The sequence below is a fragment of the Klebsiella sp. 141162 genome (assembly GCF_050600755.1).
In the GTDB taxonomy this organism is placed as follows: domain Bacteria; phylum Pseudomonadota; class Gammaproteobacteria; order Enterobacterales; family Enterobacteriaceae; genus Klebsiella; species Klebsiella aerogenes.
This window is the reverse complement of sequence record NZ_JAQIRI010000003.1, coordinates 136,335-152,584: the sequence shown is the minus strand read 5'-3', so window position 1 is coordinate 152,584 and position 16,250 is coordinate 136,335. Positions and strand designations below refer to the sequence as shown.

General features: G+C 57.2%; 15 protein-coding genes. 10 read left to right on the top strand and 5 right to left on the bottom strand.

Annotation, left to right across the window (positions count from 1 at the left end):
• Positions 1 to 703: 703 nt before the first annotated feature.
• Positions 704 to 2,911: a Zn(II)/Cd(II)/Pb(II) translocating P-type ATPase ZntA gene (zntA, locus tag PGR23_RS11910; RefSeq protein WP_396279334.1), complete on the bottom strand. Its 2,208-nt coding sequence runs from the start codon at positions 2,909 to 2,911 to the stop codon at positions 704 to 706.
• Positions 2,912 to 2,989: 78 nt separating this feature from the next.
• Positions 2,990 to 3,616 carry a lysoplasmalogenase gene (locus PGR23_RS11905; RefSeq protein ID WP_015369312.1) on the bottom strand — a complete coding sequence of 209 codons (627 nt, stop codon included), beginning with the start codon at positions 3,614 to 3,616 and terminating at the stop codon, positions 2,990 to 2,992.
• 141 nt (positions 3,617 to 3,757) lie between these two features.
• On the opposite strand from PGR23_RS11905, the gene PGR23_RS11900 reads away from it, so the two are divergent.
• Positions 3,758 to 4,117 (top strand): DUF2500 domain-containing protein, encoded by a 360-nt coding sequence (locus PGR23_RS11900; protein WP_020077761.1) that lies wholly within the window; start codon positions 3,758 to 3,760, stop codon positions 4,115 to 4,117.
• A gap of 15 nt (positions 4,118 to 4,132) precedes the next feature.
• Here PGR23_RS11900 and PGR23_RS11895 read toward each other — a convergent pair whose 3' ends face one another.
• A complete protein-coding gene (locus PGR23_RS11895; RefSeq protein ID WP_015369314.1) occupies positions 4,133 to 4,411 on the bottom strand; it encodes a DUF1145 family protein in 279 nt (92 codons plus the stop codon).
• Entirely contained in the window at positions 4,401 to 4,997 is a 597-nt protein-coding gene (gene rsmD / locus PGR23_RS11890; protein WP_396279335.1) for a 16S rRNA (guanine(966)-N(2))-methyltransferase, read from the bottom strand. The genes PGR23_RS11895 and rsmD overlap by 11 nt, the downstream gene beginning before the upstream one ends.
• Before the next feature lie 193 nt (positions 4,998 to 5,190).
• Between rsmD and ftsY the strand changes: the two genes are divergently transcribed.
• From ftsY to livJ, 5 genes are all read left to right on the top strand, one after another.
• On the top strand, positions 5,191 to 6,741 hold the full coding sequence (gene ftsY / locus PGR23_RS11885; protein WP_396279336.1) for a signal recognition particle-docking protein FtsY: 1,551 nt from the start codon (positions 5,191 to 5,193) through the stop codon (positions 6,739 to 6,741).
• Positions 6,742 to 6,743: 2 nt separating this feature from the next.
• Entirely contained in the window at positions 6,744 to 7,412 is a 669-nt protein-coding gene (gene ftsE, locus PGR23_RS11880; RefSeq protein ID WP_015369317.1) for a cell division ATP-binding protein FtsE, read from the top strand.
• The gene (gene ftsX, locus PGR23_RS11875) at positions 7,405 to 8,460 is read left to right on the top strand and encodes a permease-like cell division protein FtsX (RefSeq protein ID WP_015369318.1); all 1,056 of its coding nucleotides are present in this window, start codon (positions 7,405 to 7,407) and stop codon (positions 8,458 to 8,460) included. The genes ftsE and ftsX overlap by 8 nt, the downstream gene beginning before the upstream one ends.
• A 255-nt stretch (positions 8,461 to 8,715) precedes the next feature.
• Positions 8,716 to 9,570: an RNA polymerase sigma factor RpoH gene (gene rpoH, locus PGR23_RS11870; RefSeq protein WP_002920815.1), complete on the top strand. Its 855-nt coding sequence runs from the start codon at positions 8,716 to 8,718 to the stop codon at positions 9,568 to 9,570.
• A 323-nt stretch (positions 9,571 to 9,893) separates the two neighbouring features.
• Positions 9,894 to 10,997, top strand: coding sequence for a branched chain amino acid ABC transporter substrate-binding protein LivJ (livJ, locus tag PGR23_RS11865; RefSeq protein WP_015369319.1), 1,104 nt, complete (start codon positions 9,894 to 9,896; stop codon positions 10,995 to 10,997).
• 309 nt (positions 10,998 to 11,306) lie between these two features.
• Here the strand turns inward: livJ and panM are convergent, their stop codons facing one another.
• On the bottom strand, positions 11,307 to 11,690 hold the full coding sequence (gene panM, locus PGR23_RS11860; protein ID WP_047047920.1) for an aspartate 1-decarboxylase autocleavage activator PanM: 384 nt from the start codon (positions 11,688 to 11,690) through the stop codon (positions 11,307 to 11,309).
• 422 nt (positions 11,691 to 12,112) lie between these two features.
• Here panM and livK point away from each other — a divergent pair, with 422 nt between their 5' ends.
• Genes livK through livG form a run of 4 tightly spaced genes read left to right on the top strand, consistent with a single transcriptional unit; the run spans position 12,113 to position 16,240 of the window.
• Complete coding sequence (gene livK, locus PGR23_RS11855; RefSeq protein WP_045394819.1) at positions 12,113 to 13,222, top strand: high-affinity branched-chain amino acid ABC transporter substrate-binding protein LivK; 1,110 nt, start codon at positions 12,113 to 12,115, stop codon at positions 13,220 to 13,222.
• A 53-nt stretch (positions 13,223 to 13,275) separates the two neighbouring features.
• Complete coding sequence (gene livH, locus PGR23_RS11850) at positions 13,276 to 14,202, top strand: high-affinity branched-chain amino acid ABC transporter permease LivH (protein ID WP_047047924.1); 927 nt, start codon at positions 13,276 to 13,278, stop codon at positions 14,200 to 14,202.
• Positions 14,199 to 15,476 carry a branched chain amino acid ABC transporter permease LivM gene (gene livM, locus PGR23_RS11845; protein WP_015369324.1) on the top strand — a complete coding sequence of 426 codons (1,278 nt, stop codon included), beginning with the start codon at positions 14,199 to 14,201 and terminating at the stop codon, positions 15,474 to 15,476. The genes livH and livM overlap by 4 nt, the downstream gene beginning before the upstream one ends.
• Positions 15,473 to 16,240, top strand: a complete 768-nt coding sequence (gene livG / locus PGR23_RS11840) for a high-affinity branched-chain amino acid ABC transporter ATP-binding protein LivG (RefSeq protein WP_015369325.1) — start codon at positions 15,473 to 15,475, stop codon at positions 16,238 to 16,240. Before livM ends, livG begins: the two co-directional genes overlap by 4 nt.
• Positions 16,241 to 16,250: the final 10 nt, after the last annotated feature.

Below are 16,250 nucleotides of genomic sequence, written 5' to 3'. Positions count from 1 at the left end.
GGCGCGTTGCGCCTTATCCGGGCTACCCAAAGGCCTGGAACCGTAGCCCTGCTAAGCGCAGCGCGAGCAGGGAATATCCCCGGATGGCGGCGCGTTGCGCCTTATCCGGGCTACCCAACGGTCTGGAACCGTAGCCCTGCCAGGTGTAGCGCGAGCAGGGAATATCCCCGGATGGCGGCGCGTTGCGCCTTATCCGGGCTACCCAAAGGCCTGGAATCGTAGCCCTGCTAAGCGCAGCGCGAGCAGGGAATATCCCCGGATGGCGGCGCGTTGCGCCTTATCCGGGCTACTCAATGGTCTGGAACCGTAGCCCTGCTAAGCGCAGCGCAAGCAGGGAATATCCCCGGATGGCGGCGCGTTGCGCCTTATCCGGGCTACCCAAAGGCCTGGAACCGTAGCCCTGCTAAGCGTAGCGCGAGCAGGGAATATCCCCGGATGGCGGCGTGTTGCGCCTTATCCGGGCTACTCAATGGTCTGGAACCGTAGCCCTGCTAAGCGCAGCGCGAGCAGGGAATATCCCCGGATAGCGGCGCCTTGCGCCTTATCCGGGCTACCCAACGATCCGGAACCGTAGCCCTGCTAAGCGCAGCGCGAGCAGGGAATACCCCCGGATGGCGGCGCGTTGCGCCTTATCCGGGCTACCCTACGGTCCGCAACCGTAGCCCTGCTACGCGTAGCGCGAGCAGGGAATATCGATTCAACATTACTTTTTACGCAATAACCGCAGAGCGTTAGCCGTTACCAGCACCGTCGCGCCGGTATCCGCCAGCACCGCCAGCCACAACCCGGTCAGGCCGAGAAGGGTCGTGACGAGGAAAATCCCCTTCAACCCTAAAGCGATGGCGATATTCTGGCGAATATTGGCATGGGTGGCGCGCGCCAGCGAAATCATCTGCGCCAGGCCGGTGAGGCGGTTATGGGTTAGCGCCGCGTCGGCGGTCTCCAGCGCTACATCGGTGCCGCTGCCCATCGCAATACCGATGGTCGCCGCTTTCATCGCCGGGGCATCGTTGATACCGTCGCCGACCATAGCCAGCGGCGCATTGGCGTTAAGCGCCATCACCGCTTGCACTTTGTCTGCCGGCAGCAATCCGGCGCGGAACTCCAGACCCAGTTCATTGGCGATAGCCGCCGCAGCGCGCGGGTTATCCCCGGTAAGAATCACTCCTTGCACACCCAATTGATGCAGCTCATCCACCGCCTGACGCGCATCGTCGCGCAGGGTATCGCGCAGCGCCAGAATGCCGAGCAGCGTATCATCGCGCATCACCAGCACCACCGTCTGTCCGGCGCTCTCCAGTTGCTGGATCTGCGCCTCATGCTCAGCAGGTGCAGCCTTACTGGCCGCGCAGATTAAGATGCGGCTGCCGTTGACCTCGGCCTCTATCCCGGAACCGGCCAGCGCCCGCTGGTTGTGCGCAACGGGAATAGTCAGCTTACGCTGCTGCGCTTCGCGGACGATAGCCTGCGCCAGCGGGTGGCTGGAGCCTTGTTCAACCGCTGCCGCCAGCGCCAGCAGGCCGTTTTCATCAACGTCGGCGGCGGCGATAACGCGGGTGACCTGCGGTTGGCCGATGGTCAGAGTACCGGTTTTATCGAACGCCACCTGGCGCACCTGGCCCAATTGTTCCAGCGCCGCGCCGCCTTTAATCAGCGCCCCGCGCCGCGCGGCGACCGCCAGACCGGAGGTAATCGCCGCCGGGGTAGAGATGACCAGCGCGCAAGGGCAGCCGATTAACAGCAGCGTTAAGCCTTTATAGATCCACGGCAGCCAGGCGCTGGCGAAGAACAGCGGCGGTACGATGGCAACCAGCAGGGCGACCACCATAATGGCCGGGGTGTAGATCCGGCTGAAGCGATCGATGAAGCGCTCAATCGGCGCCCGGCGCTCCTCGGCTTCTTCAATCAGTTTGAGGATCCGGTCAATGGCGCTATCGCCCGGTTCGGAGATAACGGTCAACTGTACCAGGCGATCGACGCTGGTGGCGCCGGCGGCTACGCGCTCGCCGGCTTTACGCTCCACCGGTACCGATTCGCCGGTCAGCGCGCTTTCGTCAAAACTGGCAAACGGCGATAGCAGCTCGCCATCGGCCGGCAGACGCCCGCCGGCGGCGACCTCAATCACATCGCCGGGGCGAAGGTCACGTTGGGCGACGGTCTCACGCTCGCCGTTGCGCAGGCGAACGGCGGTATCAGGTTTGAGCGCCATCAGGGCGCTCACGCCCTGGCGCGCGCGGCTGGCGGCCCAGCCTTCAAGCCGTTCGCCGATCAGAAACAGCAGCAGAACCATTGCCGCTTCGGCGGTGGCGCCGATAAACAACGCGCCGATAGCGGCAACGCTCATCAGCGTTTCAATGGCAAACCAGCTGCCGCTTTTAATCAACCGCAGCGCCTGGCGGGCAACCGGCCACAGGCCGACGAGGGTAGTGGCGACAAACGCCAGCTTGCCGAACGGGTGGTTAAACTGCTCGAGCCCCCAGCTGAGCGCCATCATCACTACCAGACTCAATAACGCCAGGTTTTCCTGCAGCCATGAACGTTGCGGTTTCTCTTCCTGCGGCGCGTCAGCATCGCGCAGGGTATAACCCGCGGCGCGTACCGCGTTTTCGACCTGCGAACGGATATCGCTTTCGGCATTGACCAGCAGCTTCTCGGTGGCGAACAGCACCTGCACCTGGCTGACGCCGTCGATTTGGCGCACTGCGGTTTCCACCTTACGGGCGCAGGCCGCGCAGTCCATGCCGTCTACCTGCCAGCTATAACGGGCGCCGTTGAGCGGCTGTTCAGCGGCGGCGGTTTCCCCGGCGCAGGCGCGATCGGTACAGCAGCTTTCAGCGGGCTCTGTCGCCGGGGTAAATTTGAATGACGAGAACTGGGGAACTTTTTTGTCCTGAGATTCTGATGTCGACATGGCACCCTCCGGGTAATGATAATTTTCTCATTACCCGCAGGATACACTCTGGAGTCGACTCCAGAGTCAAGCAGTAAATTACAGATATAGCGCGCGAACGATCAGGAAGTGCCCGGCAAAGTAGAAGGCCGCGGAAATGGCGTTATCGGCGCGGAAGCGACGGCGATAGTGGCTAATCAGCCAGACGGCGTTACCCAACAGCAGCGAAGCGGCGCCAAGGAATCCGGAGAGCGCGGTATCGGTCGGCCGCACGAACCACAGTTCGCCCGCCAGCCACACCATTACCAGCGTCATACCGATAAAGGTTAATACCGGCATGCGCATCTCTTCCAGACGCGTCCAGATAATCGCCAGCAGCAGCGCGCCGAGCACCAACAAGACCAGCGGCAGCGGCCAGAAGAACGATAGCGTCATCTGGCTGGCGAACCAGATCGTATACAGCAGATGAGAGAGGAAGAATGCGCCGACCGCGTACATCACCCGCTGGCGCGGCAGCAGGGTTAACGCATCGCCGAGCAGCGAAGCGCACAGGCCCGCCAGCACCAGGTAGCTAATGGCGTTGAACATCGGCGCCTGCCAGGCTAACAGCAGCAACAGAAGCAGGGTGACCGGTTTAAAGACCCAGCGCTGCCAGGCTGGCCCACGATAGGACGCATCGACGTACAGCCATGCGGAGAAACAGACAGCAATAAACGACCAAAGCATAGTAAGTCCCTGTATCTGTTATCATTAAATAAGCGATTACGCTTACGGTACCGGATCTCAGTGTAGTGGTTTGGGCCAGAAGATGACAACGTTATTCAATGCGCGTTATCCTTATTCCTGATAATTCTTATGGGTACGCAAATGAGTAAAGTTCCGCTATTTTTTGTGCTGGTGGTCGCGGTGATTGTGGTGGCGGCCTCGTTTCGCTACGTGCAGCAGCGCCGGGAGAAAATGGATAACGACGCCGCGCCGCTGCTGCAGAAGCGGGTGGTGGTCAGCAATAAGCGGGAAAAGGTGATTAACGATCGTCGCTCGCGCCAGCAGACGGTGACGCCAGCCGGAAGCGAGATGCGTTATGAAGCGAGCTTCCGCCCGGAAAATGGCGGACTGGAAGTGGTGTTCCGCCTTGATGCGCCGCAATACCACGCGCTGAGCGTTGGCGACCGGGGAATGCTGAGCTATAAGGGCTCTAAATTCGTCGACTTTGTTGCCGATAACTGAGCCCTCGATTAACCGTTACTTCTTCTTCAGCGTGGCCTTCAGCTTTTTCTGCCAGGCCACCAGTTCAAATACGCCGAAGATGAAAATACGAATCTGCTCAAAACGGCTCAGCGGCGGCGCATCTTTCGTTTGCGTCGCTTTCAACAGCGTCAGCTGCAGGCCATGCATCAGAATCATAAAAATCAGCGCCACGTTAACGAAGATATTCAGCGGTTTTGGGAAAGGTTGAAACAAGTTCAACAGCAAAAACGCCCAAACGCATAGCATCAGCAGGCGGCCTAAATTAATCAGCATGGTTTTCTCCTTGTGCCTCGCGTTGATACAGGCGGTAGGCGACCTGTCCGGCGACTTTTTCGCGATACAGCTGCCAGTTTGCCGGAACCGGCGGTAGTCCGTTTTCTACTTCGCTCTCGACATAAATCAGCGCTTCATCAGCGAGCCAGTGGTTTTTTTCCAGCAGACTGAGCGTTTCTTCCATCAGCCCTTTGCGGAAGGGGGGATCGACGAAGACAATGTGGTGCGGCGTGCCCGGCTGGCTGAGAAACGCCAGCGTGTTGGTGTTGACCACCTTGCCGTTGCTGGCTTTCAGCGTCGCGAGATTTTTTTGTAGCTGCTGCGCGACGCCGCGCTCCATTTCCAGTAGCGTGGTGCTGGCGGCATAGCGTGATAGCGCTTCCAGCCCCAGCGCGCCGCTGCCGGCGAAGCAGTCAAGGCAGTGGGCGTCGACCATCGACGGCGCCAGCCAGTTAAAAAGCGTTTCCCGAACCCGGTCGGTGGTCGGGCGCAGACCCGGGCTCTCCGGCACCGGTAATTTACGGCCCCGCCACTGTCCGCCGATAATGCGGATCTGGCCGCTGCCTGCGTGATTTGGTTTCTTCATCTCTTTGCTCAAGTCTCAACTTCCAGCCTGCTATTCTAACGATCGAAGACCATTGACGAAACCTTAATCCGGGGGCGGTGATGCGAGTTAAGTTAAGTGATAGACTATCCGACTAATTTCATCATTTTTTCAGCTTCTGAATCGGTTGTATCGAAGCTGCGCCATGAATAAACAGCGAGGAGTGTGGTCGCAAATGGCAAAAGAGAAAAAACGTGGCTTCTTTTCCTGGCTGGGCTTTGGGCAAAAAGAACAGGCTCAGGAAAGCGAAACAGAACAAAAAGTAGAAGAACAACAAGAGGTTGCGGAACAGACTCCGGCGGCGGAAACGCCTGCGGAAACCGTACCCGCGGCGGAAACGGTAAAAGAAGACCCGGAGGCCTTTGCCGCCGAGGTCGTAGAAGTTACCGAACAGGTTGTTGAGAGCGAACTGCCGCATCCGGCGGCGACCGAAGCCGTTTCGCAAGAAAACGTGGCTGAATCGCCAGTGGCGGAAGAAATTTCTGTCCCAGAGACCGCAGTTGAAGAAGAGCCGGTTGTTCCTGCGGTAGAAGAAAAAGTCGCTGAACCGCTGGTTGAAGAGGTGATTGCCGAGCCGGTTATCGCCGAAGCGGTCGCTGAACAGACGCCGGAAGAGGTTATCGTCGCGGAGCCTGAAGTCATCGAAGATGAGGTCCTCCCGGAAGAGTCTGAAGCCGAATTAAGCGATGAAGAGCTTGAAGCGCAGGCGCTGGCGGCGCAAGACGTCGAAGAGGCGCCGGAAGAGCTGGCGGAAGAAGACGCGGAAACTCAGGAAGCGCCGCAGCAGGAGCAGGAAAAACCGACTAAAGAAGGTTTCTTCGCCCGCTTAAAACGCAGCCTGGTGAAAACCAAACAGAATCTGGGTTCCGGATTTATCAGCCTGTTCCGCGGTAAAAAAATCGACGACGATCTGTTTGAAGAGCTGGAAGAACAGCTGCTGATTGCCGACGTTGGGGTGGAAACCACGCGTAAGATTATTACCAATCTTACCGAGGGGGCCAGCCGTAAGCAGCTGCGCGACGCCGAGGCGTTATACGGTCTGCTGAAAGAAGAGATGAGCGAGATCCTGACGAAAGTTGAGGAACCGCTGAATGTTGAAGGGAAAACGCCATTTGTTATTCTGATGGTCGGCGTTAATGGCGTGGGTAAAACCACCACCATCGGTAAGCTGGCGCGTCAGTTCGAGCAGCAGGGTAAATCAGTGATGCTGGCGGCGGGGGATACCTTCCGCGCGGCGGCGGTGGAACAGCTGCAGGTCTGGGGCCAGCGTAACGAGATCCCGGTGATTGCTCAGCATACCGGCGCTGATTCAGCCTCGGTTATTTTTGACGCCATTCAGGCGGCGAAAGCGCGCAATATTGATGTGCTGATTGCCGATACCGCGGGTCGTCTGCAGAATAAATCGCACCTGATGGAAGAACTGAAGAAGATTGTCCGCGTAATGAAGAAACTGGATGTCGACGCGCCGCATGAAGTCATGCTGACCATCGACGCCAGCACCGGGCAGAACGCGATAAGCCAGGCCAAACTGTTCCACGAAGCGGTGGGGCTGACCGGCATTACGTTGACTAAGCTTGACGGAACCGCGAAGGGCGGGGTTATCTTCTCAGTGGCTGACCAGTTCAGTATTCCGATTCGCTATATTGGCGTCGGCGAACGTATTGAAGATCTGCGTCCGTTTAATGCGGGCGACTTTATTGAGGCACTTTTTGCCCGAGAGGATTAAGAATGATTCGCTTTGAACAAGTCAGCAAAGCCTATCTCGGTGGGAGACAAGCGCTGCAGGGGGTGACGTTCCACCTGCAGCAGGGCGAGATGGCGTTCCTGACCGGCCATTCCGGCGCGGGGAAAAGTACCTTGCTGAAGCTTATCTGTGGTATCGAACGGCCGAGCGCCGGGAAAATTCTGTTCAGCGGCCATGATATCAGCCGCCTGAAGAGCCGCGAGGTGCCGTTCCTGCGCCGCCAAATCGGCATGATTTTCCAGGACCACCACCTGCTGATGGATCGCACCGTGTTCGATAATGTGGCGATCCCGCTGATTATCGCCGGCGCCAGCGGCGATGATATTCGCCGTCGCGTATCCGCAGCGCTGGATAAAGTCGGGCTGCTGGACAAAGCGAAAAATTTCCCCATCCAACTCTCCGGCGGTGAGCAACAGCGCGTGGGCATTGCCCGCGCGGTGGTCAACAAGCCGGCGGTGCTGCTGGCGGATGAACCGACCGGTAACCTCGATGAGGCGCTCTCGGAAGGGATTTTACGTCTGTTTGAAGAGTTTAACCGCGTAGGTGTAACGGTACTGATGGCGACGCACGACCTGGGGCTTATTTCCAGCCGTCCGTACCGCGTCCTGACGCTGAGCGACGGTCATATGCATGGAGGCCATCGGGGTGAATAAGCGCGACGCAGTGAACCAGATTCGCCAGTTCGGCAGCAAGTTCGATCGTCTCCGTAACGCCACGGGCGGCGGCAACGGCGGACGCAATGCGCCAAAACGGCCAAAAGCGGCGCCGAACCCGGCATCGCGGAAGAGTAACGTCTTTAACGAGCAGGTGCGCTACGCCTGGCACGGCGCGTTACAGGATTTAAAAAGCACGCCGCTGGCGACCTTCCTCACCATCATGGTAATCGCCATTTCGCTGACGCTGCCGAGCGTCTGCTATATGGTCTACAAAAACGTCAATAGCGCGGCGTCGCAGTATTATCCGTCACCGCAGATCACCGTCTACCTGGAAAAAACGCTGGATGACGATGCGGCGGCGCGGGTGGTTGGCCAGCTGCAGGCGGAGCAGGGCGTTGAGAAGGTAAATTATCTGTCGCGCGATGAGGCGCTGGGCGAGTTCCGCAACTGGTCCGGGTTCGGCGGCGCGCTGGATATGCTGGAAGAGAACCCGCTGCCGGCGGTAGCGATTGTGGTGCCGAAGCTCGATTTCCAGAATACCGATTCGCTTAACACCCTGCGCGATCGCGTCTCCCGTATTCAGGGGGTCGACGAAGTGCGTATGGACGATAGCTGGTTTGCGCGCCTGGCGTCGCTGACCGGTCTGGTTGGCCGGGTGTCGGCGATGATCGGCGTGCTGATGATTGCCGCGGTGTTCCTGGTGATTGGCAACAGCGTGCGCCTGAGCATCTTCGCCCGTCGCGATACCATTAACGTCCAGAAGCTGATCGGCGCTACCGACGGTTTCATCCTGCGTCCGTTCCTCTACGGCGGCGCGCTGCTGGGTTTCGCCGGGGCGTTTTTGTCGCTGATCCTGTCGGAGATTCTGGTGATGCGCCTCTCCTCGGCGGTGACCGAAGTGGCGAAAGTGTTCGGCACCAAATTCGAACTCAGCGGCTTAGGCTTCGATGAGTGTTTGCTGATGCTAATCGTCTGCTCGATGATTGGCTGGGTCGCAGCCTGGCTGGCGACGGTGCAACATTTACGTCACTTTACCCCCGACTAAAAATTTTCTGGTATAATCTTTCCCTGCACTGAATATCTCTCTGCAGGGAAAGAGTCCCTGTTCGCCTCTTCCCTAATCTTTCATCTCCATGTCACATTTTGTGCGTAATTTACTCACAACGTTGCATGGAACTTGTGGATAAAATCACTGTCTGATACTACTGTGGGTGATATTCTCGTTGCTCATAAATGCTGGCATGTTTGTTGCCTGATGGGGACAAGATCATGGCAGACACTATCGATTGAGAGGATTTGAATGACCAAAGAAATGCAAACTTTAGCTTTAGCCCCCGTTGGTAACCTGGAATCGTACATCCGGGCCGCTAACACTTGGCCGATGTTATCGGCTGATGAAGAGCGGGAGCTTGCTGAAAAGCTGCATTACCAGGGCGATCTGGAAGCAGCGAAAAAGCTGATTCTGTCTCACCTGCGCTTTGTTGTTCATATTGCTCGTAACTACTCGGGCTATGGCCTGCCGCAGGCGGACCTGATTCAGGAAGGCAACATCGGTCTGATGAAAGCCGTACGTCGTTTCAACCCGGAAGTGGGTGTGCGACTGGTTTCCTTCGCCGTGCACTGGATTAAAGCGGAAATCCACGAATACGTGCTGCGTAACTGGCGTATCGTTAAAGTCGCAACCACCAAAGCGCAGCGTAAGCTGTTCTTCAACCTGCGTAAAACCAAGCAGCGTCTGGGCTGGTTTAACCAGGACGAAGTAGAGATGGTTGCCCGCGAGCTGGGTGTGTCGAGCAAAGACGTGCGTGAGATGGAATCACGTATGGCAGCGCAGGACATGACCTTTGATATGTCGTCCGATGACGAATCCGACAGCCAGCCGATGGCGCCGGTGCTCTATCTGCAGGACAAAACGTCTAACTTTGCCGACGGCATCGAAGACGATAACTGGGAAGAGCAGGCTGCTAATAAACTGACTGACGCGATGCAGGGCCTGGACGAGCGTAGCCAGGACATCATCCGCGCTCGCTGGCTGGACGAGGACAACAAGTCCACGCTGCAGGAGCTGGCGGATCGTTATGGCGTCTCGGCTGAACGTGTTCGTCAGCTGGAAAAGAACGCGATGAAAAAACTGCGCGCCGCTATCGAAGCCTAATCTTCGTCTTTCAGCGCCGTAGTGAATTGAGCCTCTGCTGTTTCAGCGGGGGCTTTTTGTTTATATCCCCGTCATACCCGTTTTCTCTCCCGGCGCGAATTGCCGCGACGTTTTACTTCAGTCACATAACTTTTACATCTCCTGCAAATTGTTGTTTCAAATTCTGAAAAATGGGGTATGTTTTGGCATAGTGTGCTGCAAAAGCGCAGGCGGCAGACCCAAATACAGCCATACTATTCTTGGTATGGACTAAAAATCAGAATAATGCGCTAACAAAAAACATCACAACAAATGCAAAAACCATAATAATGGGGAGCCTCAGGATGAATATGAAGGGTAAAGCGTTACTGGCAGGATGTATTGCTTTAATTATGAGCGGTTCCGCGCTGGCGGAAGACATTAAAATTGCCGTCGTGGGAGCGATGTCCGGCCCGGTTGCCCAGTATGGCGACCAGGAATTTACCGGCGCGGAGCAGGCGGTAGCGGATATCAACGCCAAGGGCGGTATCAAAGGCAATAAATTGCAGATCGTAAAATATGACGATGCCTGCGACCCGAAACAAGCGGTGGCTGTTGCGAACAAAGTGGTGAATGACGGCATTAAATACGTTATCGGTCACCTGTGTTCCTCATCCACTCAGCCGGCGTCTGACATTTATGAAGATGAAGGCATCCTGATGATTACCCCGGCGGCAACCGCGCCGGAACTGACGGCGCGCGGCTATAAGCTGATTCTGCGCACCACCGGTCTCGATTCCGATCAGGGGCCGACGGCGGCGAAATATATTCTCGGCACGGTGAAGCCGCAGCGCATTGCCGTCGTTCATGACAAACAGCAATATGGCGAAGGGCTGGCGCGCTCGGTTCAGGAAAACCTGAAGAAAGGCGGCGCCAACGTGGTGTTCTTTGACGGAATCACCGCCGGTGAGAAAGATTTCTCTACCCTGGTGGCGCGCCTTAAGAAAGAAAATATCGACTTCGTCTACTACGGCGGTTATCACCCGGAAATGGGGCAGATCCTGCGCCAGGCGCGGGCTGCCGGCCTGAAAACCCAGTTTATGGGTCCGGAAGGCGTGGCTAACGTTTCCCTGTCTAACATCGCCGGCGAGTCGGCAGAAGGCCTGCTGGTCACCAAACCGAAGAACTACGATCAGGTTCCGGCGAACAAACCGATTGTGGATGCCATCAAAGCGAAGAAACAGGATCCGAGCGGCGCCTTCGTGTGGACCACCTATGCGGCGCTGCAGTCGCTGCAGGCGGGATTAAATCAGTCCGAGGATCCGGCGGAAATCGCGAAATACCTGAAAGGGGCGAAGGTGGATACCGTTATGGGGCCGCTGTCGTGGGATGAGAAAGGCGACCTGAAAGGGTTCGAGTTTGGCGTGTTTACCTGGCATGCGAACGGTACAGCGACCGACGCCAAATAATTTAACCGGCGCCTTTCACGCCGCAGATGCGTTGTCTGCGGCCCTCAACCCCGGTCACTTACTGATGTAAGCTCCCGGGGATTTCGGGTCTTGACGCCTTGCTGCAACGCGAAATGCTGGGTTAAATGTGGGGGAGCCTTTCACGCTGCGGATGCGTTGTCTGCGGAGCCTTTCACGCCGCAGATGCGTTGTCTGACCCCGGTTGCGCTGCGCTTACCGGGGCTACAATTTGCAGGTAGCCCGGCTAAGCGAAGCGCCGCCGGGTTCTTCCTTGGTCACGCTGCGTTTATTAGGGCTACGGCCTAATGCCTAATGCTTTTCCCAACCATTCTGCTGGGCGCTGAAACCGAGCGCCTGCATAAATGCCGCCATCACGCCGCGGTCTTCCACCCCGCTATCGGCAACGCGCCAGCTATTGATATTCGGGTTATCGCTTAACGTCTCTTCCACTAAATATTGCCCAACGCCGCGGCGGCGGGTGACTTCACGCACGCACAGATCGCTGAGCTCGCCTTCAACGCCGCGCAGGGTAACGCGTACGGCGCCGAGCAGGCGTTCGTTAAAGCGGGCGGCGTAAATACGATGGTTTTCATCCAGCGTCATCGCCGCAGGGTCCTGCGACGGCCAGATTTTGCCTAAATCAATGCGATCCTGATCGCTGAAGTGCTGTAAACGGATAATGGTGAGCTTCATACGCGGCAATTCCAGTCAAAACAGATGCGCCAGTGTACTCAAATTTCTCGTTCGGCGGGGCGCTGTTTTCAACTCATTCATCAGGGGATTCGTTTTCCTGGTTGCGCGGGGGTAGCGCAATACATCATGGATCGAAAAATAAGCAGAATTTTAACCTGATATGTAGCGTTTTATTCCGCCTTATATGCCGTTATTTTATGCTGCAAACTGGACTTTTTTTTGTTTATCTTCGCCTAAAACCAGAATATTATCTTTTCTTAATCACCTGAAAAATAGAGATTTTAATCATAATTCAGGTAAAAAACCGCGCTAAACCATTAAACTTCATGGTAAAAATGGCGTTGTTTAATAAAAGCACAGAATGCTTTTTAACCATAAAAATACAAAACATTTACACCACATCACGAACGGGGTTCTGAAGCATGAAAAGGAACGCGAAAACGATCGTCGCGGGAGTCGTTGCATTAGCGATTTCCCACGCGGCGATGGCAAAGGATATTAAAGTCGCCGTCGTCGGCGCGATGTCTGGCCCGGTTGCCCAGTGGGGCGATATGGAATTCAACGGCGCGCGCCAGGCGATTAAAGACATTAACGCCAGCGGCGGCATTAAAGGCGACAAACTGGTTGGCGTTGAGTATGACGACGCCTGCGACCCGAAACAGGCGGTCGCGGTCGCTAACAAAATCGTCAATGACGGCATTCAGTACGTTATTGGTCACCTGTGTTCCTCTTCTACCCAGCCGGCTTCGGATATCTATGAAGACGAAGGTATCCTGATGATCTCCCCCGGGGCGACCAACCCTGAGCTGACCCAGCGTGGCTACCAGTACATCATGCGTACCGCCGGGCTTGACTCTTCCCAGGGGCCGACCGCCGCGAAATATATCCTCGAACACGTGAAGCCGCAGCGTATTGCGATTATTCATGACAAGCAGCAGTACGGCGAAGGGCTGGCGCGTTCCGTGCAGGACAACCTGAAGAAAGCCGGCGCCAATATCGTCTTCTTTGATGGCATCACCGCCGGTGAGAAAGACTTCTCCGCGCTGCTGGCGCGCCTGAAGAAAGAGAACATCGACTTCGTCTACTACGGCGGCTACTACCCGGAAATGGGGCAGATGCTGCGCCAGGCGCGCTCCGTCGGCCTGAAAACGCAGTTTATGGGGCCGGAAGGCGTCGGTAACGCCTCGCTGTCCAACATCGCCGGCGCGGCGGCGGAAGGTATGCTGGTGACGATGCCAAAACGCTATGACCAGGATCCGGCCAACAGCGCTATTGTTGATGCGCTGAAAGCGGATAAAAAAGATCCGAGCGGCCCGTACGTCTGGATCACCTATGCCGCCGTTCAGTCGCTGGCGCAGGCGATGGACAGAACCGGCAGCCAGCAGCCGCTGGATTTAATTAAAGATTTGAAAGCTCACGGCGCGAAGACCGTGATTGGGCCGCTGAAATGGGATGAAAAAGGCGATCTGAAGGGATTTGAATTTGGTGTCTTCCAGTGGCACGCGGATGGTTCATCCACCGTCGCTAAGTAAGACGCGTTATCCCGCCGCCCGCACCGCGCGGGCGGCATGAAAAAGGTTACCTTATGTCCGAGCAGTTTCTCTATTTTCTGCAGCAGATGTTTAACGGCGTCACGCTGGGCAGTACCTATGCGCTGATCGCCATCGGCTATACGATGGTGTACGGCATTATCGGCATGATTAACTTCGCCCACGGCGAGGTCTACATGATCGGCAGCTACGTCTCGTTCATGATTATCGCCGCCCTGATGATGCTGGGGATCGATACCGGCTGGCTGCTGGTCGCCGCAGGCTTTGTTGGCGCTATCATTATCGCCAGCGCCTACGGCTGGAGTATCGAACGCGTGGCCTATCGTCCGGTACGCAGCTCCAAGCGCCTGATCGCGCTGATTTCCGCCATCGGGATGTCGATATTCCTGCAGAACTTTGTCAGCCTGACCGAAGGCTCGCGCGATGTCGCGCTGCCGAGTCTCTTTAATGGCCAGTGGATTGTCGGCCACAGCGATAATTTCTCCGCCACTATCACTACCATGCAGCTGGTCATCTGGGTCGTTACCTTTATCGCCATGCTGGCGCTGACGCTGTTTATTCGCTATTCGCGAATGGGCCGCGCCTGTCGCGCCTGTGCGGAAGATCTGAAAATGGCGAGCCTGCTGGGTATCAATACCGACCGCGTTATTGCGCTGACCTTCGTCATTGGCGCGGCGATGGCGGCGGTCGCTGGCGTCCTGCTGGGGCAGTTCTACGGCGTTATTAACCCCTACATCGGCTTTATGGCCGGGATGAAGGCCTTTACCGCGGCTGTGCTCGGCGGTATCGGTAGTATCCCTGGCGCGATGATCGGCGGCCTGATTCTGGGTATCGCCGAGGCGCTCTCTTCTGCCTATCTCAGCACCGAATATAAAGACGTCGTCTCCTTCGCGCTGCTGATTCTGGTGCTGTTAGTGATGCCGACCGGCATTCTGGGCCGCCCGGAGGTAGAAAAAGTATGAAACCGATGCAAATTGCGATGGCGCTGCTTTCCGCCGCGATGTTCTTTGTTCTGGCGGGCGTCTTTATGGGCGTTCAGCTGGAGCTGAATGGCACCAAACTGGTGGTCGACACCGCCGCCGATATTCGTTGGCAGTGGATCTTCATCGGCACTGCGGTGGTCTTTTTCTTCCAGCTGCTGCGCCCGCTGTTCCAGAAAGCGGTTAAGAACGTCTCCGGGCCGAAATTTATTATGCCGGCGATTGACGGGTCGACGGTCAAGCAGAAGCTGTTCCTGATAGCCCTGCTGGTGATTGCCGTGGCCTGGCCGTTTATGGTGTCGCGCGGCACGGTGGATATTGCGACTCTGACGATGATTTATATCATCCTTGGTCTCGGGTTGAACGTGGTGGTTGGGCTTTCCGGTCTGCTGGTATTGGGCTACGGCGGGTTTTACGCCATCGGCGCCTATACCTTTGCGCTGCTTAACCACTATTACGGTCTCGGTTTCTGGACCTGTCTGCCGCTGGCCGGCCTGGTCTCCGCGGCGGCCGGCTTCCTGCTTGGCTTCCCGGTGCTGCGTCTGCGCGGCGACTACCTGGCGATTGTGACCTTAGGCTTCGGCGAGATCGTGCGCATTCTGCTGCTCAACAATACCGAGATCACCGGCGGGCCGAACGGTATCAGCCAGATCCCGAAACCGACTTTCTTTGGTCTTGAATTTAGCCGTACCGCCCGTGAAGGCGGCTGGGATACCTTCAGCAACTTCTTCGGTCTGAAGTACGATCCCAGCGATAGGGTGATTTTCCTCTATCTGGTAGCGTTGCTGCTGGTGGTGCTCAGCCTGTTCGTTATTAACCGTCTGCTGCGGATGCCGCTCGGGCGGGCATGGGAAGCGCTGCGTGAAGATGAAATCGCCTGCCGTTCGCTGGGCCTGAGCCCGACGCGCATCAAGCTGACCGCCTTTACTATCAGCGCCGCGTTTGCCGGCTTCGCCGGCACGCTGTTCGCCGCGCGCCAGGGCTTCGTGAGCCCGGAGTCCTTTACCTTCGCCGAGTCGGCCTTTGTGCTGGCGATCGTGGTGCTGGGTGGGATGGGCTCGCAGTTTGCGGTGATCCTGGCGGCTATTCTGCTGGTGGTATCGCGCGAGCTGATGCGTGATTTCAACGAATACAGTATGTTAATGCTCGGTGGGTTGATGGTGCTGATGATGATCTGGCGTCCGCAGGGGCTGCTGCCGATGACGCGCCCGCAGCTGAAGCTGAAAAACGGTCAGGCGAAAGGAGAGCAGGCATGAGTCAGCCAATATTATCCGTGAACGGCCTGATGATGCGTTTTGGCGGCCTGCTGGCGGTCAATAACGTCTCCCTTGAGCTACGTCCGCAGGAAATCGTTTCCTTAATCGGCCCGAACGGCGCGGGTAAGACCACCGTTTTTAACTGCCTGACCGGTTTCTATAAACCTACCGGCGGCACCATTATGCTGCGCGACCAGCACCTGGAAGGGCTGCCGGGCCAGCAGATTGCGCGAATGGGGGTGGTGCGAACCTTCCAGCACGTGCGTCTGTTCCGCGAAATGACGGTGATTGAAAACCTACTGGTGGCGCAGCATCAACAGCTGAAAACCGGCGTCTTCTCCGGCCTGCTGAAAACGCCGGCCTTCCGTCGCGCGCAGAGCGAAGCGCTGGATCGGGCCGCCACCTGGCTTGAGCGTATCGGCCTGCTGGAGCACGCCAACCGCCAGGCCAGTAACCTGGCCTACGGCGACCAGCGCCGGCTGGAGATCGCCCGCTGTATGGTGACGCAGCCGGAGATCCTGATGCTTGATGAACCGGCGGCGGGGCTTAACCCGAAAGAGACCAAAGAGCTGGATGAGCTTATCGCCGAGCTGCGTAGCCATCACAACACCACCATCCTGCTTATCGAACATGATATGAAGCTGGTGATGGGCATTTCCGATCGCATCTACGTCGTGAACCAGGGGACGCCGCTGGCCAACGGGACGCCGGAAGAGATTCGTAATAACCCGGACGTGATCCGCGCCTATTTAGGTGAAGCATAATGGTGGTGAC